19 protein-coding genes are annotated in these 21,362 nt (G+C 54.1%); 15 read left to right on the forward strand and 4 right to left on the reverse strand.

The window, feature by feature from the left end:
- The first annotated feature begins 3 nt into the window (after positions 1-3).
- The 13 genes from nuoG (at position 4) to AB9F27_RS11175 (ending at position 13,383) form a co-directional block, all read left to right on the forward strand.
- The gene (nuoG, locus tag AB9F27_RS11115; protein ID WP_335586302.1) at positions 4-2,022 is read left to right on the forward strand and encodes an NADH-quinone oxidoreductase subunit NuoG; all 2,019 of its coding nucleotides are present in this window, start codon (positions 4-6) and stop codon (positions 2,020-2,022) included.
- Positions 2,022-2,435: a hypothetical protein gene (locus tag AB9F27_RS11120; protein WP_335586303.1), complete on the forward strand. Its 414-nt coding sequence runs from the start codon at positions 2,022-2,024 to the stop codon at positions 2,433-2,435. The genes nuoG and AB9F27_RS11120 overlap by 1 nt, the downstream gene beginning before the upstream one ends.
- Before the next feature lie 6 nt (positions 2,436-2,441).
- Positions 2,442-3,479 carry an NADH-quinone oxidoreductase subunit NuoH gene (gene nuoH / locus AB9F27_RS11125; protein WP_039000537.1) on the forward strand — a complete coding sequence of 346 codons (1,038 nt, stop codon included), beginning with the start codon at positions 2,442-2,444 and terminating at the stop codon, positions 3,477-3,479.
- 4 nt (positions 3,480-3,483) lie between these two features.
- Complete coding sequence (gene nuoI, locus AB9F27_RS11130; RefSeq protein WP_039000536.1) at positions 3,484-3,975, forward strand: NADH-quinone oxidoreductase subunit NuoI; 492 nt, start codon at positions 3,484-3,486, stop codon at positions 3,973-3,975.
- 70 nt (positions 3,976-4,045) lie between these two features.
- Positions 4,046-4,663 (forward strand): NADH-quinone oxidoreductase subunit J, encoded by a 618-nt coding sequence (locus tag AB9F27_RS11135; RefSeq protein WP_039000535.1) that lies wholly within the window; start codon positions 4,046-4,048, stop codon positions 4,661-4,663.
- Complete coding sequence (locus AB9F27_RS11140; RefSeq protein ID WP_156477532.1) at positions 4,660-4,752, forward strand: LPXTG cell wall anchor domain-containing protein; 93 nt, start codon at positions 4,660-4,662, stop codon at positions 4,750-4,752. Before AB9F27_RS11135 ends, AB9F27_RS11140 begins: the two co-directional genes overlap by 4 nt.
- Positions 4,753-4,755: 3 nt before the next feature.
- Positions 4,756-5,061 (forward strand): NADH-quinone oxidoreductase subunit NuoK, encoded by a 306-nt coding sequence (gene nuoK / locus AB9F27_RS11145; protein WP_039000533.1) that lies wholly within the window; start codon positions 4,756-4,758, stop codon positions 5,059-5,061.
- A gap of 6 nt (positions 5,062-5,067) precedes the next feature.
- Positions 5,068-7,167 carry an NADH-quinone oxidoreductase subunit L gene (nuoL, locus tag AB9F27_RS11150; protein ID WP_335586304.1) on the forward strand — a complete coding sequence of 700 codons (2,100 nt, stop codon included), beginning with the start codon at positions 5,068-5,070 and terminating at the stop codon, positions 7,165-7,167.
- Positions 7,168-7,169: 2 nt separating this feature from the next.
- Entirely contained in the window at positions 7,170-8,711 is a 1,542-nt protein-coding gene (locus AB9F27_RS11155) for an NADH-quinone oxidoreductase subunit M (protein WP_335586305.1), read from the forward strand.
- A gap of 11 nt (positions 8,712-8,722) precedes the next feature.
- Positions 8,723-10,162 (forward strand): NADH-quinone oxidoreductase subunit NuoN, encoded by a 1,440-nt coding sequence (gene nuoN / locus AB9F27_RS11160; protein WP_335586306.1) that lies wholly within the window; start codon positions 8,723-8,725, stop codon positions 10,160-10,162.
- Positions 10,163-10,172: 10 nt separating this feature from the next.
- A complete protein-coding gene (locus AB9F27_RS11165) occupies positions 10,173-10,922 on the forward strand; it encodes a biotin--[acetyl-CoA-carboxylase] ligase (protein ID WP_335586307.1) in 750 nt (249 codons plus the stop codon).
- An 8-nt stretch (positions 10,923-10,930) separates the two neighbouring features.
- Positions 10,931-11,710, forward strand: a complete 780-nt coding sequence (locus tag AB9F27_RS11170; protein WP_039000527.1) for a type III pantothenate kinase — start codon at positions 10,931-10,933, stop codon at positions 11,708-11,710.
- The gene (locus AB9F27_RS11175) at positions 11,707-13,383 is read left to right on the forward strand and encodes a ribonuclease J (RefSeq protein WP_335586308.1); all 1,677 of its coding nucleotides are present in this window, start codon (positions 11,707-11,709) and stop codon (positions 13,381-13,383) included. Before AB9F27_RS11170 ends, AB9F27_RS11175 begins: the two co-directional genes overlap by 4 nt.
- Before the next feature lie 98 nt (positions 13,384-13,481).
- Here AB9F27_RS11175 and AB9F27_RS11180 read toward each other — a convergent pair whose 3' ends face one another.
- The 4 genes from AB9F27_RS11180 to AB9F27_RS11195 form a co-directional block, all read right to left on the reverse strand.
- Positions 13,482-14,984 (reverse strand): DEAD/DEAH box helicase, encoded by a 1,503-nt coding sequence (locus AB9F27_RS11180; RefSeq protein ID WP_335586309.1) that lies wholly within the window; start codon positions 14,982-14,984, stop codon positions 13,482-13,484.
- 176 nt (positions 14,985-15,160) lie between these two features.
- Positions 15,161-15,964, reverse strand: a complete 804-nt coding sequence (locus AB9F27_RS11185; protein WP_335586310.1) for a hypothetical protein — start codon at positions 15,962-15,964, stop codon at positions 15,161-15,163.
- 121 nt (positions 15,965-16,085) lie between these two features.
- Positions 16,086-17,693 (reverse strand): peptide chain release factor 3, encoded by a 1,608-nt coding sequence (locus AB9F27_RS11190; protein WP_335586311.1) that lies wholly within the window; start codon positions 17,691-17,693, stop codon positions 16,086-16,088.
- A 70-nt stretch (positions 17,694-17,763) separates the two neighbouring features.
- Complete coding sequence (locus AB9F27_RS11195; RefSeq protein ID WP_335586312.1) at positions 17,764-18,813, reverse strand: Hint domain-containing protein; 1,050 nt, start codon at positions 18,811-18,813, stop codon at positions 17,764-17,766.
- A 228-nt stretch (positions 18,814-19,041) separates the two neighbouring features.
- Between AB9F27_RS11195 and AB9F27_RS11200 the strand changes: the two genes are divergently transcribed.
- A complete protein-coding gene (locus AB9F27_RS11200; protein ID WP_335586313.1) occupies positions 19,042-19,821 on the forward strand; it encodes an SDR family NAD(P)-dependent oxidoreductase in 780 nt (259 codons plus the stop codon).
- 142 nt (positions 19,822-19,963) lie between these two features.
- Positions 19,964-21,346, forward strand: coding sequence for a sodium:proline symporter (locus AB9F27_RS11205; protein ID WP_335586314.1), 1,383 nt, complete (start codon positions 19,964-19,966; stop codon positions 21,344-21,346).
- Positions 21,347-21,362 lie beyond the last annotated feature (16 nt).

A 21,362-nucleotide genomic window follows, 5' to 3' on the forward strand; every position in this document is an offset into this window, starting at 1 on the left:
AGCATGACTGAATTACGCAAAATCATCATCGACGAAACAGAAGTTGAAGTCGATCCCGCGATGACGCTCATTCAGGCGTGCGAACAAGCTGGCGTGGAAATTCCGCGTTTTTGCTATCACGAGCGCCTGACGATTGCGGGCAACTGTCGCATGTGTCTGGTGGAAGTTGTGGGCGGTCCGCCCAAACCAACCGCCTCTTGTGCGATGCAAGTTAAAGATTTGCGCCCCGGTCCAGAGGGTCAGCCGCCCGTTGTACGCACCAACTCGCCGATGGTCAAAAAGGCCCGCGAAGGCGTGATGGAATTCATGCTGATCAACCACCCGCTGGATTGCCCGATTTGCGACCAAGGCGGCGAGTGCGATTTGCAAGACCAAGCGATGGCCTATGGCATTTCGCAAAACCGCTATAACGAACCAAAACGCGCCTCGGATGACTTGGACTTGGGGCCGCTTGTGGCGACCACAATGACCCGTTGTATTTCCTGCACGCGTTGTGTGCGCTTCACATCCGAAGTCGCGGGTATCTCGCAGATGGGCCAAACGGGCCGTGGCGAAGATGCTGAAATCACAAGCTATTTGAACGAAACCCTCGACAGCAACTTGCAAGGTAACATCATTGATTTGTGCCCTGTTGGCGCGCTGACCTCCAAGCCCTATGCCTTTACTGCCCGGCCTTGGGAGTTGACCAAAACCGAAACCATCGACGTGATGGACGCGCTTGGTAGCAACATCCGCGTGGACACAAAAGGCCGCGAAGTGATGCGCATTTTGCCGCGCAACCATGATGGCGTGAATGAAGAGTGGATTTCCGACAAAACCCGTTTTGTGTGGGATGGTTTGCGTCGTCAACGCCTTGATACGCCTTATATTCGTGAAAACGGCAAGCTGCGTAAAGCGAGTTGGGGTGAGGCCCTTGCGGCCGCCGCGGCGGGTCTTAAAGGCAAAAAAATTGCCGGTATCGTTGGCGATCTTGCGCCTGTTGAGGCTGTGTATGCCCTCAAGGGGATTGTGGACGGACTTGGTGGCAACATGGAATGTCGGACCGATAATGCGAAATTGCCAGAGGGCAATCGCGCCGGTTATGTGGGAACGGCGACGATTGAGGACTTGGATACAGCCGAAGCGATCATGTTGATCGGCACCAACCCTCGTGTTGAGTCACCAGTTTTGAACGCACGTATTCGCAAGGCTTGGACCGCAGGGGCCAAAGTTGGCGTCATCGGCGAAGCGGTTGATCTGACGTATGAATATTTCCACCTCGGCACCAGCCGCGCGGATTTGGTCAAACTCAACGAAGGCGATCATTCTGACGCTTTGAGCCGCAAATCGATTGTGGTTATCGGCCAAGGCGCGTTGCAGGAAGCGGATGGCGAAGCGGTTCTTTCCCAAGCGATGAAATTTGCCGAAGCGACCGAAAGCAAGTTCATGGTACTTCACACCGCTGCCGCGCGTGTGGGTGCGATGGACGTGGGGGCTGTGACGGACGGCGGCCTGACGGCGGCGCTTGATGGGGCGGAAGCTGTTTATAATTTGGGCGCCGACGAAGTTGAAATCGCAAAAGGGGCCTTTGTTATCTACCAAGGTTCGCACGGCGATCGCGGCGCACACCGCGCCGATGTGATCCTGCCAAGTGCGGCCTATACGGAAGAAGGCGGCCTGTTTGTGAATACAGAAGGGCGTCCACAATTGGCCCATCGCGCCGGATTTGCACCGGGGGAAGCCAAAGAAAACTGGGCGATCTTGCGGGCTTTGTCGGCGGAATTGGGCGCAACATTGCCCTATGATAGCCTTGCTGCCCTGCGGACCGCTTTGATTGCGGACGTACCGCACCTTGGGAATATCGACGTGGTTGCGGAAAATGCGTGGAAGCGCGTGCCGCTACGCAAACCTGCGAAGGCGGATCTGCGCAATGCGGTGAAGGATTTCTACCTGACCAATCCGATTGCCCGCGCCAGCCAGTTGATGGCCGAACTTTCGGCAAATGCAAAAGCTCGCAATGAAACTGCGGTGGCTGCGGAATAATGACGGGTTTCTTCACACATAAAACGGCCTTGACCCTCGCTCTTGCGGGCGGTGTTTTGGTGGGGTGTGAGGGAAATGACGTACCGCGTGCGGAATTGCCTTTCACGCCCACATATAATGGCATCGAAACCCGCCTTTTGGACGGGGATTTGGTGAGCTTTATTGTGGAAATGGAGGGCGCGCGCGACAACCAAGACGTTGCGGATTATGGAAAATGTGCTGCGGCGCAATATGCTGTGATCCGTGGATATGGTTTTGCGCGACATGTGCGCACAAACGTGAACGAAGAGGGTGGCATTTGGCGTGGGGATGCTGTTTACACCATCTCAAACGCGTTACCCGATGGTCTGATTACGATCGACGCTGAAGTCGTCGTTGCGGACTGCAAAGAAACTGGGATACCGACGGTGTGAGGATCTATGGCTGAATTTCTATCAACCCCTTGGGGGACTTTCCTCCTCATCATAGCACAATGCCTTGGCGTATTGGCTTTCGTGATGATTTCCTTGCTGTTTTTGGTCTATGGCGACCGGAAAATTTGGGCGGCGGTGCAGATGCGTCGCGGTCCCAATGTTGTGGGGGCATTTGGCCTTTTGCAATCGGTGGCCGATGCGTTGAAATACGTGGTCAAAGAGGTTGTTGTGCCTGCGGGTGCGGATAAAACGGTCTTCTTCCTCGCGCCCCTAACCAGCTTTGTTTTGGCGATGGTGGCTTGGGCGGTGATCCCGTTCAACGACGGTTGGGTGCTTTCCAATATCAACGTCGCGGTGTTGTTTGTGTTCGCGGTCTCCTCGCTTGAGGTTTACGGCGTGATCATGGGTGGCTGGGCGTCGAACTCCAAATACCCGTTCTTGGGCAGTTTGCGGTCTGCGGCCCAGATGATTTCCTATGAGGTCTCGCTTGGCCTGATCATCATGTCCATCATCATCTCGACCGGTAGCTTGAACTTTAGCGATATCGTGAATGCGCAATCTGGCGATCTTGGGTTGTTCAACTGGTATTGGTTGCCACACTTCCCGATGGTCTTCTTGTTCTTCATCAGTGCCTTGGCGGAAACCAACCGCCCACCGTTCGACCTTCCCGAAGCGGAATCCGAACTGGTTGCTGGCTATCAAGTGGAATATTCCGCGACACCGTTCCTTTTGTTTATGGCGGGTGAATACATCGCGATCTTCTTGATGTGCGCGCTGATTACTCTGTTGTTCTTTGGCGGCTGGTTGTCCCCGATCCCTGGCATCCCTGATGGCGTGCTTTGGATGGTTGGCAAAATGGCGTTCTTCTTCTTCCTCTTCGCGATGGTGAAGGCGATCACGCCACGTTACCGCTATGACCAATTGATGCGCATTGGCTGGAAAGTGTTCCTTCCCATGTCGCTCGCTTGGGTCGTAATCGTTGCCTTCTTGGCACAATTTGGAGCCTTTGGCGGCGCGTATGCCCGCTGGGCAGTAGGGGGCTAAGTCGATGGCTATGGATTATACCCGCGCGGTCAAATATTTCTTCTTGGCGGATTTCGCCAAGGGGATGGCCCTTGGCCTGAAATACTTTTTCGCGCCCAAAGCGACGTTGAACTACCCGCACGAGAAAGGCCCTTTGAGCCCGCGTTTTCGTGGCGAGCATGTTTTGCGCCGCTATCCCAATGGCGAAGAGCGCTGCATCGCGTGTAAATTATGCGAGGCGGTCTGTCCCGCGCAAGCGATCACTATCGACGCCGAACCACGCGAGGACGGCAGCCGCCGCACCACGCGCTATGACATTGATATGACCAAATGCATCTATTGCGGCTTCTGCCAAGAGGCGTGCCCCGTCGATGCGGTTGTTGAAGGGCCGAATTTCGAATTCTCGACCGAAACCCGCGAAGAGCTGTTTTACGACAAAGAGAAACTGCTCGCGAATGGGGACCGTTGGGAAGCTGAAATTGCTCGCAACCTCGAAATTGACGCGCCTTACCGCTAGGCCGTCCCACGACACCGCCCCTTGAGGGCACATCAAAGTCCCGAATGGGGACAGGAAGAAGGACAGTAAAATGGGCATTGTTGATTTCGCCTTTTATGTCTTTGCCATAACAACTGTTGCGGCGGGGCTGTTTGTGGTTGTGTCGCGCAACCCTGTGCACTCGGTGCTTTGGCTGATCCTTGCGTTCCTGTCGACGGCAGGGCTTTTCGTGATCCTTGGCGCGGAATTCGTAGCGATGCTTTTGGTGATCGTTTACGTCGGCGCGGTTGCTGTGCTGTTCCTCTTTGTGGTGATGATGCTTGATGTGGACTTTGCTGAGTTGCGGGGGGGGATGGCCAAGTTTGTGCCGTTTGCTTTGCTGATTGGCGTTGTTTTGTTGATGGAACTCGGACTTGCGATTGGCGTTTGGAATGCAGCGGACACCGCTGAGGCCGCGCGCGCCGCCGTGACGCCCAACCCAAGCGACGTGCAAAATACGGCCGCTTTGGGGCAACTTATCTATGACGATTACATCTACCTGTTTCAGGCCTCGGGCCTGATTTTGCTGGTGGCGATGATTGGCGCGATTGTGCTGACGATGCGCCATCGTCCGGATGTGAAACGCCAAAACGTGTTGGAACAGATGCATCGTGATCCGGCGAAGGCAATGAAAGTTGTCGACGTGAAACCGGGGCAGGGTTTGCTGTGAATTTATGGCTGGTTATCGGTGTTGCGATGATTGCCTTTGGACTGGCGGTGCGTTGGTATCGCAAGAAGAACGAGAAAGACGAGGACTGAAATATGGTCGGACTTGAACATTATCTCGCGGTGGCGGCGGCGTTATTCGTCATCGGTATTTTCGGGCTTTTCCTGAATCGCAAGAACGTCATCGTCATTTTGATGTCGATTGAGCTTATGCTGCTTGCGGTCAACATCAACTTTGTCGCGTTCTCAAGCTATTTGGGCGATCTTGTCGGGCAGGTGTTTACCCTGTTTGTCCTGACGGTTGCCGCCGCAGAGGCCGCGATCGGCCTTGCGATCCTTGTTTGCTTCTTCCGCAACCGCGGCACGATCGCGGTCGAAGATGTCAACGTGATGAAGGGCTAGCGCATCATGGAAAAAATCATTCTTTTTGCACCGCTCGTCAGCGCGCTAATCGCGGGTTTTGGCTGGCGTTATATCGGCGAGAAGGGCGCGCAATATTTGACAACGGGTCTGTTGTTTCTTGCGGCCTTCCTCAGTTGGATCGTTTTCTTCACGTTTGATGGCGAAACGCGCTATATCCACATTCTCGACTGGGTTCAGTCTGGCAGCCTTGATGTGGCCTGGGCCATTCGTCTGGATCGCCTCACCGCGTTGATGTTGATCGTTGTGACAACGGTTTCGAGCGTCGTTCACCTTTATTCCATTGGCTATATGGACAATGATCCGGCGTGGAAAGTTGGCGAAAGCTACAAGCCACGGTTCTTTGCCTATTTGAGCTTCTTTACCTTCACCATGCTCATGTTGGTGACAGCCAACAACCTTCTCCAAATGTTCTTTGGTTGGGAAGGCGTTGGGGTTGCCTCCTATTTGCTTATTGGTTTCTACTACCGCAAGCCTTCGGCAAATGCGGCGGCGATGAAAGCCTTTATCGTCAACCGAGTGGGGGACTTTGGCTTCCTGCTTGGGATTTTCGGTCTGTTTTATCTGACAGATAGTATCTCGTTTGACGAAATCTTCACCGCGGCGCCTAAGCTCGCTGAAACACAGCTTCATTTCCTCTGGACAGAATGGAACGCTGCTAACCTGTTGGCATTCCTCTTGTTCATTGGTGCGATGGGTAAATCGGCCCAGTTGTTCCTGCACACATGGCTTCCCGACGCGATGGAAGGTCCGACACCTGTTTCGGCGCTGATCCACGCGGCGACGATGGTTACCGCCGGTGTTTTCCTTGTGTGTCGCATGTCTCCGTTGATGGAATTTGCACCCGACGCCACCACATTTATCGTTATCATTGGGGCAACCACGGCGTTCTTTGCGGCGACCGTTGGCCTTGTGCAAAACGATATCAAACGCGTCATCGCTTATTCCACCTGTTCGCAGCTTGGCTATATGTTTGTGGCGGCGGGTGTTGGCGCTTACTCGGCGGCGATGTTCCACTTGTTTACACACGCGTTCTTTAAAGCGATGTTGTTCCTTGGTGCGGGGTCGGTGATCCACGCGATGCACCACGAACAAGACATGCGCAACTTTGGCGGTCTTCGTAAGAAGATCCCGATGACCTATTACGCGATGTTGATCGGCACTCTGGCCATTACCGGTGTCGGCGTTCCCCTTACTACTATCGGTTTCGCTGGGTTCCTGTCCAAGGATGCGATCATCGAAAGCGCATGGGGCGCGCAAAACGGCGTTGGCATGTATGCCTTCTGGATGCTTGTTATTGCGGCCTTTATGACAAGCTTCTACAGCTGGCGTTTGATGTTCATGACCTTCTTTGGGGAAGCACGTGGCGACAACCACACGCATGAGCATGCGCATGAAAGCCCGATGGTGATGTTGATTCCACTCGGTGTACTCGCTCTTGGGGCGGTGTTCTCGGGGATGATTTGGTTTGGTAGCTTCTTTGGCGACCACGATCAGGTCAATAAGTTCTGGGGTGTGCCAACGCATGAAGTTGTCGCAACTGAGGGCCACGCAGAAGAAGCGGATACACATGCAGAACCCGCAACCGAGGCTGCTCCTGAAGCTGAACATGTTGTTGCGACAGGTTGGACCAAAGGGCAGGGCGCACTTTACGTTAGCCCCGACAATCATGTGGTGGACAACGCACACCACGCACCTAAATGGGTCAAAGTTTCGCCCTTTATCGCGATGATGCTCGGCCTTGGATTGGCGTATTTGTTCTACATCGTAAATCCAAAGCTTCCAGTAAGTTTGGCAAAAACAAACCAGCCTATCTATCTGTTCTTGCTCAACAAATGGTACTTTGACGAAATTTACGACGTGCTCTTTGTGCGCAGCAGCAAAGCAATTGGCCGTTTCTTCTGGAAGGTGGGCGATATGAAAATTATCGACGGGGGTCTCAACGGACTCGCCATGGGGATCATCCCCTTCTTTACCCGCCTCGCAGGGCGTGCCCAGTCGGGTTACCTGTTCCACTACGCGCTGGCCATGGTGCTCGGTTTGGTGGTGTTAATTACTTGGATGACAATCAGCGGAGGGGCTGAATAATTATGGAAAACCTTCTTTCCATCGTCACTTTTGTTCCGCTTTTGGGCGCGCTCGTTTTGGCGTTGTTCCTTCGGGGTGACGACGCCTTTGCCCAACGCAATGCGAAATTGGTGGCGCTGGCCACAACCACTGCGACGTTCCTGTTGTCCCTCGGTGTCCTGACTGGATTTGATGCTTCAAACACAGGTTTCCAATTCGTTGAGGAATCTCAATGGATTATGGGCCTATCCTATAAAATGGGTGTGGATGGTATTTCGCTTCTCTTCGTGATGCTGACCACGTTCCTGATGCCTTTGGTGATCCTGTCCTGCTGGAGTGTAACTACTAAAGTTAAAGACTATATGATCGCTTTCTTGCTCCTTGAAACGCTGATGCTCGGTGTGTTCATGGCGCTTGACCTGATCCTGTTCTACGTCTTCTTTGAGGCGGGTCTTATCCCGATGTTCCTAATCGTGGGGATTTGGGGTGGCAAGGATCGCATTTATGCGGCGTTTAAATTCTTCCTCTATACGTTCTTTGGGTCTGTTCTCATGCTGGTCGCGATGATCGCCATGTATCTGGATGCAGGCACAACGGATATCGTGCAGCTTCTGACCCATGATTTCGCGTCAGAAACCATCCAAGTGCTTGGGTTTAGCATTGTCGGCGGCATGCAAACGCTTCTGTTCCTTGCCTTCTTTGCCAGTTTCGCGGTGAAAATGCCGATGTGGCCTGTGCACACTTGGCTTCCTGACGCACACGTTCAAGCGCCGACTGCGGGTTCTGTTGTTCTGGCGGCGATCCTGCTGAAAATGGGCGGCTATGGCTTCCTTCGGTTTAGCCTTCCGATGTTCCCTGTTGGTGCCGAGCATATGACAAATTTTGTCTTTACGCTTTCCGCCATCGCGATTGTCTACACGAGCCTCGTGGCCCTCGTGCAAACCGACATGAAGAAGCTGATTGCTTATTCCTCGGTCGCGCACATGGGGTATGTGACGATGGGGATTTTTGCGGCGAACCAACAGGGCATTGATGGCGCGATCTTCCAAATGATCTCGCACGGCTTTATCTCAGGCGCGCTCTTCCTCTGTGTGGGCGTGATTTATGACCGCATGCACACACGCGACATCGCGGCCTATGGCGGCCTTGTAAACCGGATGCCTGCCTATGCGTTGATCTTCATGTTCTTCACCATGGCGAACGTTGGCCTTCCTGGGACATCCGGCTTTATCGGGGAATTCCTCGTGCTCGTGGGCGTGTTCCAAGTCAACACATGGGCAGCTTTGATTGCGGCTTCTGGCGTGATCTTCTCGGCGGCTTATGCCTTGTGGCTCTATCGTCGGGTCGTTATGGGCGATTTGCTCAAGGAGAGCCTCAAGTCGATCACAGACATGACGCGCCTTGAGAAATCGATCTTTGCCCCACTGGTTGCCATGACGATTTTGCTCGGGGTTTATCCAAACCTTGTTCTTGATCTCATTGGCCCCTCCGTTGAGGCGCTTGTCACCAATTACCACGCTGCTCTGCCTGCTTTGGCGGAAGCTGGCGCAGCAGTTACACACTAGAGGTGGGTCCGATGCTTTCTGCAGATATATCCGTAGTTCTCCCAGAGATCGTCTTGGCCGTTTTTGCCATGGGGGCGCTGATGTTTGGCGTCTTCACCAAAAAAGACGAGGCCGGCCCCTCTATCCTTTGGGCGACGGCCATTGTTATGGTGGTTCTTGGCCTCTGGATTTTTTCAGCAGGCGAGGGGGCAAGCACGGCCTTCAACGAAGCCTTTATTGATGACGCATTCTCGCGCTATGCAAAGGTTGTGATCCTGTGGTCCGCCGCCGCCATCTTGGTGATGGGGCAGGGCTACATGACCAAAAACGACCTGCTGCGCTTTGAGTATCCAGTTTTGATTGCGCTTGCGACTGTGGGCATGATGATGATGGTGTCTGCGGGCGATCTGATGGCGCTTTACATCGGTCTCGAGCTACAATCGCTGTCGCTTTATGTGGTGGCTTCGCTGCGCCGTGACTCGGTTAAATCCACCGAAGCTGGCTTGAAGTATTTCGTGCTTGGCGCGCTCTCCTCGGGGTTGCTGCTGTATGGCTCGTCCCTCGTTTACGGCTTCTCAGGGACAACAGTTTTCTCCGATATTCTCGCGTCGGTTCAGGGCGAACACTTGCCGATTGGCATGCTTATTGGTCTCGTGTTTATCGTGTCTGGTTTGGCGTTCAAAGTTTCGGCAGTGCCGTTCCACATGTGGACCCCTGATGTTTATGAAGGTTCGCCCACTCCTGTTACTGCGTTTTTTGCCACGGCGCCGAAAGTGGCGGCAATGGGCCTGTTCGCCCGCGTGGTTTTTGATGCTTTTGGCAATACCATCGGCGATTGGAGCCAGATCATCGCGTTGATCTCGGTGCTTTCCATGTTCCTCGGCGCGATTGCCGCAATTGGCCAAACCAATATCAAACGCCTGATGGCGTATAGTTCCATCGCACATATGGGTTTTGCCCTTATGGGGTTGGCGGCTGGAACGGTTGAAGGTGTTCAGGCGATGCTCATTTATATGACCATCTATGTCACCATGAACGTCGGAACATTCGCCTTTATCTTGATGATGCAACGTGATGGCAAACCCGTGACGGACATCAAAAGCCTGAACCGATATGCCACTCAAGAGCCACTGCGCGCCCTTGCACTTTTGGTCCTTATGTTCAGCCTCGCAGGCGTCCCCCCTATGGTTGGTTTCTTTGGTAAACTGGCCGTGCTTCAAGCGGCGGTGTCGTCGGGTATGGCGTGGCTTGCAATCGCGGGTGTGATCGCTTCGGTGATTGGCGCGTTCTATTACCTGCGCATCGTTTATTACATGTACTTTGGCGAAGAAGTAGATCCGCTTGATCGCGTATCTTCGCCCGTTCTCTGGGGATTGTTGATGGCATCGGCGGCGATTATGGTTGTTGGAATGGTCAACCTTTTTGGCATCGAACCCCTCGCAAATGCGGCTGCGGCGGCTCTTGTCAAGTAAGGCGCCTCCCATGTCGGCCTGGCCTGCGGGCTATGGCCGACACATCCTCGCAAGTGTGGACAGCACGCTCAACGAGGCGGCGCGGCTTGCGTCAAAACTCGCAGCCCCCACATGGATTCTCGCCCATGAACAAACCGGTGCGCGGGGCCGTCGCGGACGCGCGTGGTCTATGCCAAAAGGCAACTTCGCCGCCACCCTCACCATGCGCCCGAACGAGCCTCCGGCAATCGTGGCTTTACGCAGTTTTGTGGCGTCGCTCGCCCTTTTTGACGCCCTAGTTGATTGCACAGGTCGGGCCGAACCTTTTGCCCTCAAATGGCCGAATGACGTTTTGCTCAATGGGGGAAAACTCGCGGGTATCCTCCTTGAAAGCTCAACCCAGCCCGATGGAACAACACCGCTTTCTATCGGCATCGGCGTCAACCTTGTGGCCGCTCCAAGCAAGGATGAAGTCGAGGAGGGGGCTCTCGCACCCGTCGACCTATTGAGTGAAACGGGCGCACGTGTGACCCCTGAAGAATTCCTTGAACGACTCGCTGTGAGCTATGCCCGCTGGGAAAACAGTTTTACGACCTATGGTTTTGCCCCGACCCGCGAAGCATGGCTGGCGCGGGCCGCGCGTTTGGGCGAACCTATTCGCGCCCGCACTACAAACGACGAGTTTTTCGGCACATTTGAAACCATTGATGACGATGGTAAACTTATACTCCTGACCTCTTCAGGGCGGCACGCTATTCCTGCGGCTGATGTATTCTTTTAGGAGGCCCAATGCTTCTTGCGATTGATTGCGGCAATACAAACACGGTTTTTTCAATTTGGGACGGGGAGAAATTCCTCGCGACGTGGCGCTGTTCCACAGAACATCAACGCACGGCGGACCAATATTACGTGTGGCTTGCCACCCTCATGCAAATGCGCAAACTTGAGGTCGAGATCACCGATGTGATCATCAGCTCCACCGTGCCGCGCGTGGTTTTTAACCTGCGTGTGTTCACGGATCGTTATTTCAACACCCGCCCGATCGTGGTGGGTAAACCCGAGTGCCTCCTGCCGGTCGCCGTGCGGGTTGATGCGGGAACCGCCGTTGGACCAGATCGGCTTGTGAATACCGTTTCCGGCTTTGACCTTTATGGCGGCGACCTGATCATCGTGGACTTTGGCACCGCGACCACCTTTGATGTGGTTGACCAAGATGGCGCCTATATCGGCGGTGTTATTTCGCCAGGTGTAAACCTGAGCCTTGAGGCGCTTTCCCAAGCCGCCGCCGCCCTCCCTCACGTGGATGTGACCAAACCCGCCAAAGTTATTGGCACAAACACCGTTGCTTGCATGCAGTCGGGCATTTTTTGGGGTTACGTTGGATTGGTGAACGGGATATGCGAACAGATTAAAGCCGAGTTTGGCCGTGAGATGAAAGTTATCTCGACTGGCGGACTCGCCCCCTTATTTCAACAGGGCCACGCGCTCTTTGACCACTTCGAAGATGATCTCACCATGCATGGTTTGACTGTCATCCACAAATACAACAAGGATACCCAATCCAAATGAGCAGAGATCGTCTGATCTACCTCCCCCTTGGCGGCGCCGGTGAAATCGGTATGAACGCCTATGTATACGGTTACGGCCCCAAGGGTCGCGAACGTCTTATTCTCGTCGACCTCGGCGTGACTTTCCCCGATATGGACAGCACCCCCGGTGTTGACCTGATCATGCCCGACATCACGTGGCTTGAGAAAAACAAAGATCGCCTAGAGGCGGTTTTCATCACCCACGCCCACGAAGACCACATCGGCGGTATCGCCCATATGTGGCGCAAACTTGGTGCGCCGGTTGTTTATGCGCGGGTCTTTACGGCCCACCACGCACGCCGCAAAATGGAAGAGCAGGGTGCGGATCCGAGCGCCGTCAACACCGTTCCGGTCTATCCTGCCGTCACGGAAGCGGGGCCGTTTAAGGTGTCCTTCTTCCCTGTCGCGCACTCGATCCCCGAAAGTTCGGGCCTTGTGATCGACACACCTGCAGGTCGTATCGTGCACACGGGCGACTTCAAGCTCGACGAAACACCTGTTTTGGGCGAAGCTTTTGATCCCAAACTCTGGGCCGAGATCGCCAAACCTGGCGTCAAAGCTCTGGTCTGTGACTCAACGAATGTGTTTTCCGTCAAAGCAGGCCGTTCAGAGGCCACTGTTGGCCCAGAAATTGAGCGCCTCATCGGTGAATCCGCGGGTATGGTTGTTGCGACGACTTTCGCGAGCAACGTTGCGCGTTTGAAAACGCTTGCGCTCGCAGGGCAGCGGTCCGGACGTTCGGTTGTGTTGTTGGGGCGCGCCATGCGTCGCATGGTGCAGGCGGGTATGGAAACCGGTTTGCTCAAGGATTTCCCGACGGTTATTCCTGTTGAGGAAGCCCGCGAAATTCCCCGCAACAACCTGTTATTGTTGGCCACGGGATCACAGGGCGAACGCCGTGCCGCCGTCGCGCAACTCTCGCGCGGAAAGTACCTCGGGATGTCGATGAAAGAGGGCGACACGTTGTTGTTCTCGTCTAAAACCATTCCCGGAAATGAACGCGGTGTGATCTCGATCATGAATGCGTTCTCGGAAATGGGCGTTGATATTGTGGACGACGACGATGGCCTTTACCATGTGTCCGGCCACGCTAATCGGCCAGATATCGAACGCACACATGAGATTTTCAAGCCACAAATGTTGATTCCGATGCACGGTGAACATCGCCATTTGCGCCAACACGCAAAACTTGGTGAAGCGCGCGGCATTGCGAGCCTTGTTGCGGTGAACGGAATGATGGTCGATTTTGCTGGAAACCGTCCCTCCGTGGTCGAGTATATTGATACAGGCCGTACCTATCTCGATGGCTCCGTGAAAATCGGCGCAATGGACGGGGTTGTGCGGGAACGCATTCGCATGGCGCTGCATGGGCACGTGATGGTTAATGTTATTATCGACGAGGATGACACGCCGCTTGGCGAGCCATGGGTCGAGACGATGGGCCTCCCCCGCAACGGCACAAGCAATGCAGATTTGGTTGAAGTGCTTGAGGGTGATCTGACGCAGGTGATGATGCGTATGGACGACAAAACGCTTTTGGACGACGATAAAATCGAAGAGCAAATCCGTCGCGCGACACGTATAACCACACAGAATGAAGTTGGCAAAAAGGCAGAAGTGACTGTTGTTGTGAGCCGTTTGATGGGGGCTTAGCCCCCCTCTAGACCAACTTAAGGGCTAAGAGATAAAAAAAGGGCGGTCGCATGGACCGCCCTTTTTTATTTGGTTTTATTTAGGTTTTTGACCTTCGCTTAACTCGTCCGGCGCTCTTCAAAGCTCATAGCAATGAATCCCGGTAGATGGTCGCCCATTCCGACAACACGGTTGTCGCGGCCGCGACCCTCACGTTGTTGGTGGTTGGCGGGCGCTTCTTTGGGGGCGCGTGGCTGTCTAGGTTTAGGCTCAGGCGTTGGTTGCTCTAAAGCGACGACGTTGTCGACAACAACGGGGGCTTCGGCCTCAACGGTTTGTGCAACCTCAGGGGCCGCTGCATCCGTTTTTGCACCACCGCGACGACGGCGTGTCCGCTTTGGTTTCTCGGAAACCTCTGCTTCGGGTTTCGCCTCAACGGGGCTTTCGGTGGCAGCTTCAACAGGTTTAGCCTTAGCCAAAGGGTTCTCCATGACGGGAACGTCCATTTTCACCAACCGCAGGATGTCTTCAAAATTGCGTTCATCTTGTGTGGAGCAAATGGTGATGGCTTTGCCGGAACGTCCTGCACGACCTGTGCGGCCGATCCGGTGCACATAGTCTTCGGCGTGGCTTGGAACGTCAAAGTTAAAGACGTGGCTCACGTTTGAGATATCAAGTCCGCGTGCGGCAACATCTGACGCGCAAAGGAAGCGAATTGCCCCTTCGCGGAAGCCAGAAAGCACCGCCATACGCTTGCTTTGTTCTAGATCGCCGTGAATAGGTTCCGCGTTATACCCGTGTTGTCTTAGGGATTTCGCGACAATATCCACGTCAACTTTGCGATTGCAGAACACGATGGCATTGGAACACGCGTCGCCTTCTTGCTCGATCAAAGCCCGCAAAACATCACGTTTTTCTTTTGCGGCGCGGTCCTTGCGGCTTGGTTTGACCATCACAACGGATTGCTGAATCGTTTCGCTCGTTGTGGCCGCACGGGCCACTTCGACTTTAACGGGGTTGGACAAGAACGTATTGGTAATCCGTTCAATTTCAGGCGCCATCGTGGCCGAGAAAAACAGGGTTTGGCGGGTAAAGGGGGTAAGGCTAAAAATGCGTTCGATATCGGGGATGAACCCCATATCAAGCATCCGGTCAGCCTCGTCGACAACCATGATTTGCACGCCAGTGAGCAACAGTTTGCCACGCTCAAAATGGTCGAGCAGACGGCCAGGTGTCGCAATTAGAACGTCAACACCACGATCAATCAGTTGGTCTTGCTCCTTGAACGAGACCCCACCAATCAACAGCGCCTTGGTCAATTTTGTACCCTTGGCGTAAACGTCAAAGTTTTCGGCAACTTGTGCGGCAAGTTCGCGGGTAGGGGCCAAAACAAGGCTGCGCGGCATCCGTGCACGGGCACGCCCTTTGGCGAGCATCGTAATCATCGGAAGGGTAAAGCTGGCGGTTTTACCAGTGCCCGTTTGGGCGATGCCCAAGACATCACGCCCTTCGAGTGCTGGAGGAATCGCACCTGCCTGAATCGGCGTTGGCGTGTCGTAACCCGCAGCTTCAATAGCTTTGAGAACTTTGGGATTGAGTTTTAGATCGCTAAATTTAGTCATTGATGTCCATCTATTACGGCATCGGGCCGCAAGGTTGAGGGACGCCTGCTACAACGCGTCCCAGCGTTCAAGAGCCGCAGAATGCGGACTGCACTTGCCAATAAACCAGATTGGCGCGCGGGTCAATGAAGGCGACGAATTTGCGGCAGGTTGATGCCACAAGTGCAATAATTACATCACGTATCCGTGATTGTTTCGTTATTGCTCGGGCCTTTCCGACTCGCTGCGCGACGATCCCGTAAAATCCGAAACCGCGAAAATATCGATTTATTAGTGGAAATCAGTCGATTAAGCATCGTGTGGCACAAATCTTCCATGATCGGATCGTCGCAGGCATTTAGGTAAAGCTTGCCGAGCAATTGTTGGTCGAGATCACCGCCAGCGATGGCATATTTCGACATTCCTAGGGGAAGCTTAAGGTTTTTATCCATCCGAAAGGGATGTGGCTTGCCTGGAGCGAATCCGGCGTGGAGGCGTTCGCTCTCATAAAGTTTAAACAAGCCAAAGAGCATTTCCAAATTGCTCCCGACCTTGATTTGTGTGGAGTTTTGGCCGTGGTCGCCGAAGGTGGTTGCGGCAGAAATGAGCCAGCGCATGTTGAGCTGCGCGATCAAAAGCGGGCGATAGTCCCGCCATAATGTATGAAACAAAGCGATTGTTTCAGGGGGCGGGGCGTCGCGCCGCAAGCACGCGATACAGAGGCCGTGGACCACCAAAATGTCCGATTTTCCCTCGAACTCTTGGCTAAACTCAAGCTGTTTGGACCATAGATCAACAATGGGCCGCCGATCCCGCGCTTCGGGCTTAATATAGGGGCCAGCGGTAACTGTTTTGGCCACAGTTTCCGGAAGATTTGCAGCCGCATAGGGCAAAATTCCAGTGATGTCCGCGTATTGCGTTCGGTGGGCCGAAATTTTTCTGAGGACGCCTTCAAACCCTAATGGATAAGCCCCATTTGGATTGCTGTCGGTACCGGTCATGGTGTCTCCTTGAGGGCGAACTTTGGGTCGAGCCAAGCAGAAATACACGCATGATGCAAATTCTTTCACTGCGAAATTATCGCGCAGTGCCCCTATAAATGCAGGCAAGAATATCCATAGATTAGACCATCATTTCTTTGGTTGCCGTCAACGTCACGTCAGGGTAGTCGCGCCCAATACGGTCGATATCCCATTGTAAACGCGTCAGAAAAACAATGTCACCGTCGTGGTCGTGTGCGATATGCTGTTTGTTGGCGGCTTCGAATTTCTCAATTGCGGCTTTTCCGCCCGTGGCCCATCGAGCGCTGGTGAATTGGGATGGTTCAAAGCGCACAGGGAGGCCGTACTCAAGTTCTATGCGACTGGCGAGAACTTCAAACTGAAGTGCGCCAACAACACCGACAATAAAGCCGGAACCAAAAGCGGGTTTAAACACTTTTGCGGCGCCTTCTTCGGCAAATTGCATGAGGGCCTTTTCAAGGTGTTTACCCTTCATCGGATCGCCCGAGCGCACGCCTTGCAAGAGTTCGGGGGCAAACGATGGGATGCCCGTGGCGCGTATGACTTCGCCTTCGGTGAGCGTGTCGCCGATGCGCAATTGACCGTGGTTGGGAATGCCAATGATGTCGCCCGCCCAAGCTTCCTCGGCTAATTCGCGGTCAGAGGCGAGGAAGAGAACTGGGTTCGAAATGGACATCGGCTTCTTGGTGCGCACATGCGTAAGCTTCATGCCGCGTTTGAAATGACCCGACGCAAGACGCACAAAGGCGACGCGGTCGCGGTGTTTTGGGTCCATATTCGCCTGAACTTTAAAGACAAATCCGGTAACTTTTTTCTCTTCTGGGTGAACAGCGCGAGGACTGGCGGCTTGGGGCTGAGGTTCGGGGCCAAATTTCGCGATACCGTTCATCAGTTCTTTGACGCCAAAACTGTTGATGGCGGAGCCGAACCAGATCGGGGTCATGGTTCCGTCGAGCATGGCTTGATGATCGAAAGCGGGCAGTAAAGCACGCGCCATTTCGATTTCTTCGCGGAGTTTTTCAAGCAATTCCGCTGGGACGTGTTGCGCAAGTTGTGGGTCATCGAGGCCATTAATTTCGATGCTCTCGGCGACTTTGTTGCGGTCGGCGCGGTCCATAAGTTCCAGCCGGTCACGCAGAAGATCATAACAGCCCAAAAAGTCGCGCCCCGAGCCGATGGGCCAACTTGCGGGACACACATCAATGGCAAGATTCTCTTGGATTTCGTCTATGATATCAAATGTTTCGCGGCTTTCTCGGTCCATTTTGTTACAGAACGTCAGGATCGGCAGGTCGCGCATCCGGCAAACTTCGAACAGTTTTTGGGTCTGACTCTCAATACCTTTTGCGCCGTCGATGACCATCACCGCAGCGTCAACGGCCGTTAGGGTGCGATAGGTGTCTTCGGAAAAATCACTGTGGCCGGGCGTGTCGACAAGGTTGAACCGGTAGGGGCCAAAATCAAAGGACATCGCCGAAGCGGAAACCGAGATCCCGCGGTCTTTTTCCATTTGCATAAAGTCGGAGCGCGTACGGCGCGCTTCGCCCTTGGCCCGCACTTGGCCCGCCATTTGAATAGCACCGCCAAACAGAAGAAACTTCTCGGTGAGGGTCGTTTTCCCAGCGTCAGGGTGCGAAATGATCGCAAATGTACGGCGCCGAGCGATCTCGGGCGGTAAATTGCTAGCGGAGGCGATGATATCTGTCATTGCGGCGGTATAGCTTGGCGATCACAGGCGTGCAATCGAAACGCGCATGGGCGTGTCGGTGAAATGTACCTTATGACCCAAGGGATGAACGGCGAAGGCGCTCGGCGGCGTTGTTCTCTGCAAGGTTTGCGCGTGTGACTTCAATATCGCGATGCAACTGTTGGGGATGACTGACGATTTCCCGCTCCAGACGTTCTGCGAGGTCGGGCGGCAAAACAGCGGTCGTGCGTTTGGAAAAGGGGAGGCTTTCGGCGGCAATGCCTTCAGCATAAATAATCTGGTGGTGATCAAAGAGGATTTGGAAATGCTCAACAAATCCACCTTCAAGGACTGTCACGGTCTCGCCATTCACCAAGTCGCTGGCCCGTACAAAAACTTCGGGACGGCCGAGTTTGAGGTCGTCGCGTCGTTGGTAGATAAACAGCCGGTGATTCGGGCTGACGTGCAGGTCGTTTTCGTTATTAAGCGCGCCGGCCTTGATCACGATGGGGGCGAAATCTCCTACGGCGCGACTGGTGTGGTTGCCGATCCAGCGAATGACTTGAGGGCCGTTGTCACGGGTTAAAATACGGTCTCCAATACGTAGGTTTTCGATTGGATTTTGGCGGCCATCGGCCATTGTAATGTGGGTTCCGCGCATGAACGAGACACAGGCGACTTCGGCGAGACGTGTACGTGCAGCATCGGGATCAACCCGCATTAGCCGGTATTCGGTTTGCCGTTTTAGCGACGAAAGCGGCAGCAAATAGACCGCATCCAGCGCGTTTTCCGAAGGGTCGACCTCGGCTAAAACGAGGGCTTCGATGGTTTCTCCGCCCTGTGACATAAGGGTGATCGCGCAATCAAGGTGAAGTTGAAATCCGGCGGTGCCCACAAGACTGGTTTGTGAAACAATAAACGGCCCACTTTGCGACTCAGTGACGGTGATATTTGATTCACGGGCGTCCATGGCAAGGCTATAGATATCATCCAAACAGAGGTCGTCCGCATCGGCCAGATCATCGCCAAGATTTGCCCCATGAAAAACCTTAAATTCCGACGCCAAATAGACGGGTAAATCCCGAATATGCGTTGCAGTAACGCTCTGTGCCGTGAAATTTTTCGGAGCCGTAATCGTCATGGTCGTGTCGTCCAGATTTGGGGCACGCCTCTTGGGCGGTGCTCCTAGTTAAATTGGTTCTAGTTAATAAGTGTTCAATAGAAGGGGCAACATTAAGGCAAAGGGTGTGAAAAGGCTCGTTTTTTTCCTTTCAATGCGTGGTTGGTGCCCATTTTTTGGGGCTGACGTTGGCTTCCATCTTTTGTGGAACCTGATAGGAATTAGAAAAGCAACAAAGGGAGTGACGATATGGACATGGGAATTGCAGGAAAACGGGCATTGGTTTGTGCGTCCTCCAAGGGTTTGGGCAAGGGTTGTGCCGAGGCTTTGGCGGCGGAAGGTGTTGATCTTGTGCTCAACGCGCGCACCGTCGGCCCACTGGAAGAAACCGCGCAGAAAATTCGCGACACCTATGGGGTGAAAGTCATAGCAGTTGCTGCGGATATTACCAGCGAAGAGGGGCGCGCAAAGGTCCTTGCCGCGGCGGGGCACGTCGATATTTTGGTGACGAATGCGGGTGGGCCACCTCCGGGAATTTGGTCCGACTGGGATCGTGAAGATTTCGTAAAAGCGTTGGATGCCAATATGTTGACGCCTATTGCTTTGATGAAAGCGCTCTTGCCAGCGATGATCGATCAGGGATGGGGGCGGGTTGTCAACATCACGAGCCAGTCGGTGAAATCCCCGATTGCAGCGCTTGGATTGTCCAATGCGGCACGGGCAGGTTTGACCGGCTATGTTGCGGGGACATCGCGCCAAGTGGCCCCTTCGGGCGTGGTGATTAACAACCTGCTTCCGGGTATTCACGCAACCGATCGCGCGGTTTCGTTGGACTCGGGTGTCGCAAAGGCGCAGGGCATTTCGATGGAGCAAGCGATTGAAACGCGCTCAGCGGGTATTCCAGCGCGCCGCTACGGAACGGCGGGTGAATTTGGCGCAACTTGTGCGTTTATGTGCAGCCAATATGCTGGCTATATGATCGGCCAAAACATCCTTTTGGATGGCGGTTCAATGAACGCAACAATGTAAAACAAATGGCGCAAACGGGCCAAAACGAAGGTCACGTTTGCGTCAGACTGCCCTTTTTGGGGTCGTGCCCCCGTCCAAAATAGTGATTTTCTGGTGGGAACAAAGTTTCCCCACATGGGGTTTCACGAGATTGGGGACATACATGCAAGCTTACTGGATTATTGGCGGATTTGGCCTTGTCGCTTTGGCGAGCCTTCTTGTGGCGCCCAAACGCGCGACTGTTGAGGGATTTTTTCAAGGGCAGATCGGTGGCGCATCGCCTGGCCTCTGGACGCTTGTTCTCTCTCAGGTCACCACGTGGATTTTTGCACGCTCCCTGATGAATTCAGCCATTTTGGGGTATTTTTACGGGATGGCCGGAACCATGGCCTATGCGGCGTATTACCTTTCGTTTTTAACGGGCGGATATGTAGTTGGGCACTTGCGGGGAGCGGGGGCTGGGTCGGTTCAGGACTGGCTGGCGGCGCATTTTGGCGGCACGGGAACCAAATGCTATAACGTGGTTATTGCGCTGCGACTTTTGTCCGAAGTTTTCGCCAACCTGCTGGTTATCGGGCTTGTTATCGGTGCCTTGATGCCCGATGTCGTCAATGCGCCGAGAGCGGCGATCCTCCTCGTTTCTATCCTTGGGTTAGCCTATTCCGCATGGGGTGGCCTTTCGGCGGCTCTGCGTACAGATGTGTTGCAAATGCTTGTGTTCATTGTGGTTTTTACCGTAGCCTTCATCGCACTCATTTTTCAACCCGACTTTTCTCTTGCCAAAATCGTCACAAGCACTGGCACGTCGGGCAGCTATAACGGTTGGATCCTTATGGCGGTCGCCGCCCTTCAGGTGTTCTCCTACCCGATTCATGACCCTGTAATGATGGATCGCGGATTCTTGGCCGATGAGCGCATAACCAAAGCTTCCTTTCTGCACGCCTTTTGGATTTCGAGCCTCTTTATTATTGGGTTTGGGATGTTTGGTATTCAAGCGGGGTTGATGGGCGCGGAGTATCAAGGCGAGTTGCTGGGCACTTGGGCGGCAATTTTCCCTCAAGGGATTTTTATCGCCCTAATGTTGTCGCTGCTGATTTCCGCGCTCTCGACTCTTGATAGTGCACTGGCTTCTGCGGCGCGTCTCACGGTTGAGGAGTTGAAAATCCTGCCGCGCAGTTTAGCGGGGGGGCGCTTGGCGATGGTCGTCTTTATGGTGCTGGGGGCGGCTCTTACGCTTTGGGGAAACAGCAGCCTGTTCGATGCCGTTGCCGTCTCGGGAACCGCGTCGATGTTTTTAACGCCAACCCTTCTTGTTGGTTTGATTTTCGGACGGCCCATCGCCCTGTGGTCCTTTTTGGTCAGCTATGTCGCGGCGCTTATTGGGGCGGCGTTGTATTTTCTGCGTGCCAACGAAACTGTGGCGATGATCCTCCCCGAAGGGCATAAGTACGAACAGCTCTTGTTGATTTGCATTGTCGTTCTTGCGGTAGGATTTGTCGCAACCTTCCTTGGGATTGAACGTGGTCAAAGGGTTGCCCAGCCTTAGCCACACTGTTATCTGA

The sequence above is a fragment of the Falsihalocynthiibacter sp. CO-5D18 genome (assembly GCF_041205445.1).
Classification (GTDB): domain Bacteria; phylum Pseudomonadota; class Alphaproteobacteria; order Rhodobacterales; family Rhodobacteraceae; genus Falsihalocynthiibacter; species Falsihalocynthiibacter arcticus.

Excerpts from the sequence above, each read along its gene's own strand:
- AB9F27_RS11205 (WP_335586314.1), top strand. The coding sequence starts at position 19,964 with ATGCAAGCTTACTGGATTATTGGCGGATTTGGCCTTGTCGCTTTGGCG.
- nuoH (WP_039000537.1), top strand. The coding sequence starts at position 2,442 with ATGGCTGAATTTCTATCAACCCCTTGGGGGACTTTCCTCCTCATCATA.
- AB9F27_RS11120 (WP_335586303.1), top strand. The coding sequence starts at position 2,022 with ATGACGGGTTTCTTCACACATAAAACGGCCTTGACCCTCGCTCTTGCG.
- AB9F27_RS11165 (WP_335586307.1), top strand. The coding sequence starts at position 10,173 with ATGTCGGCCTGGCCTGCGGGCTATGGCCGACACATCCTCGCAAGTGTG.
- AB9F27_RS11190 (WP_335586311.1), bottom strand. The coding sequence starts at position 17,693 with ATGACAGATATCATCGCCTCCGCTAGCAATTTACCGCCCGAGATCGCT.
- nuoN (WP_335586306.1), top strand. The coding sequence starts at position 8,723 with ATGCTTTCTGCAGATATATCCGTAGTTCTCCCAGAGATCGTCTTGGCC.
- nuoI (WP_039000536.1), top strand. The coding sequence starts at position 3,484 with ATGGCTATGGATTATACCCGCGCGGTCAAATATTTCTTCTTGGCGGAT.
- nuoL (WP_335586304.1), top strand. The coding sequence starts at position 5,068 with ATGGAAAAAATCATTCTTTTTGCACCGCTCGTCAGCGCGCTAATCGCG.
- AB9F27_RS11155 (WP_335586305.1), top strand. The coding sequence starts at position 7,170 with ATGGAAAACCTTCTTTCCATCGTCACTTTTGTTCCGCTTTTGGGCGCG.
- AB9F27_RS11175 (WP_335586308.1), top strand. The coding sequence starts at position 11,707 with ATGAGCAGAGATCGTCTGATCTACCTCCCCCTTGGCGGCGCCGGTGAA.
- AB9F27_RS11135 (WP_039000535.1), top strand. The coding sequence starts at position 4,046 with ATGGGCATTGTTGATTTCGCCTTTTATGTCTTTGCCATAACAACTGTT.
- AB9F27_RS11185 (WP_335586310.1), bottom strand. The coding sequence starts at position 15,964 with ATGACCGGTACCGACAGCAATCCAAATGGGGCTTATCCATTAGGGTTT.
- AB9F27_RS11195 (WP_335586312.1), bottom strand. The coding sequence starts at position 18,813 with ATGACGATTACGGCTCCGAAAAATTTCACGGCACAGAGCGTTACTGCA.
- nuoK (WP_039000533.1), top strand. The coding sequence starts at position 4,756 with ATGGTCGGACTTGAACATTATCTCGCGGTGGCGGCGGCGTTATTCGTC.
- AB9F27_RS11180 (WP_335586309.1), bottom strand. The coding sequence starts at position 14,984 with ATGACTAAATTTAGCGATCTAAAACTCAATCCCAAAGTTCTCAAAGCT.
- nuoG (WP_335586302.1), top strand. The coding sequence starts at position 4 with ATGACTGAATTACGCAAAATCATCATCGACGAAACAGAAGTTGAAGTC.
- AB9F27_RS11170 (WP_039000527.1), top strand. The coding sequence starts at position 10,931 with ATGCTTCTTGCGATTGATTGCGGCAATACAAACACGGTTTTTTCAATT.
- AB9F27_RS11200 (WP_335586313.1), top strand. The coding sequence starts at position 19,042 with ATGGACATGGGAATTGCAGGAAAACGGGCATTGGTTTGTGCGTCCTCC.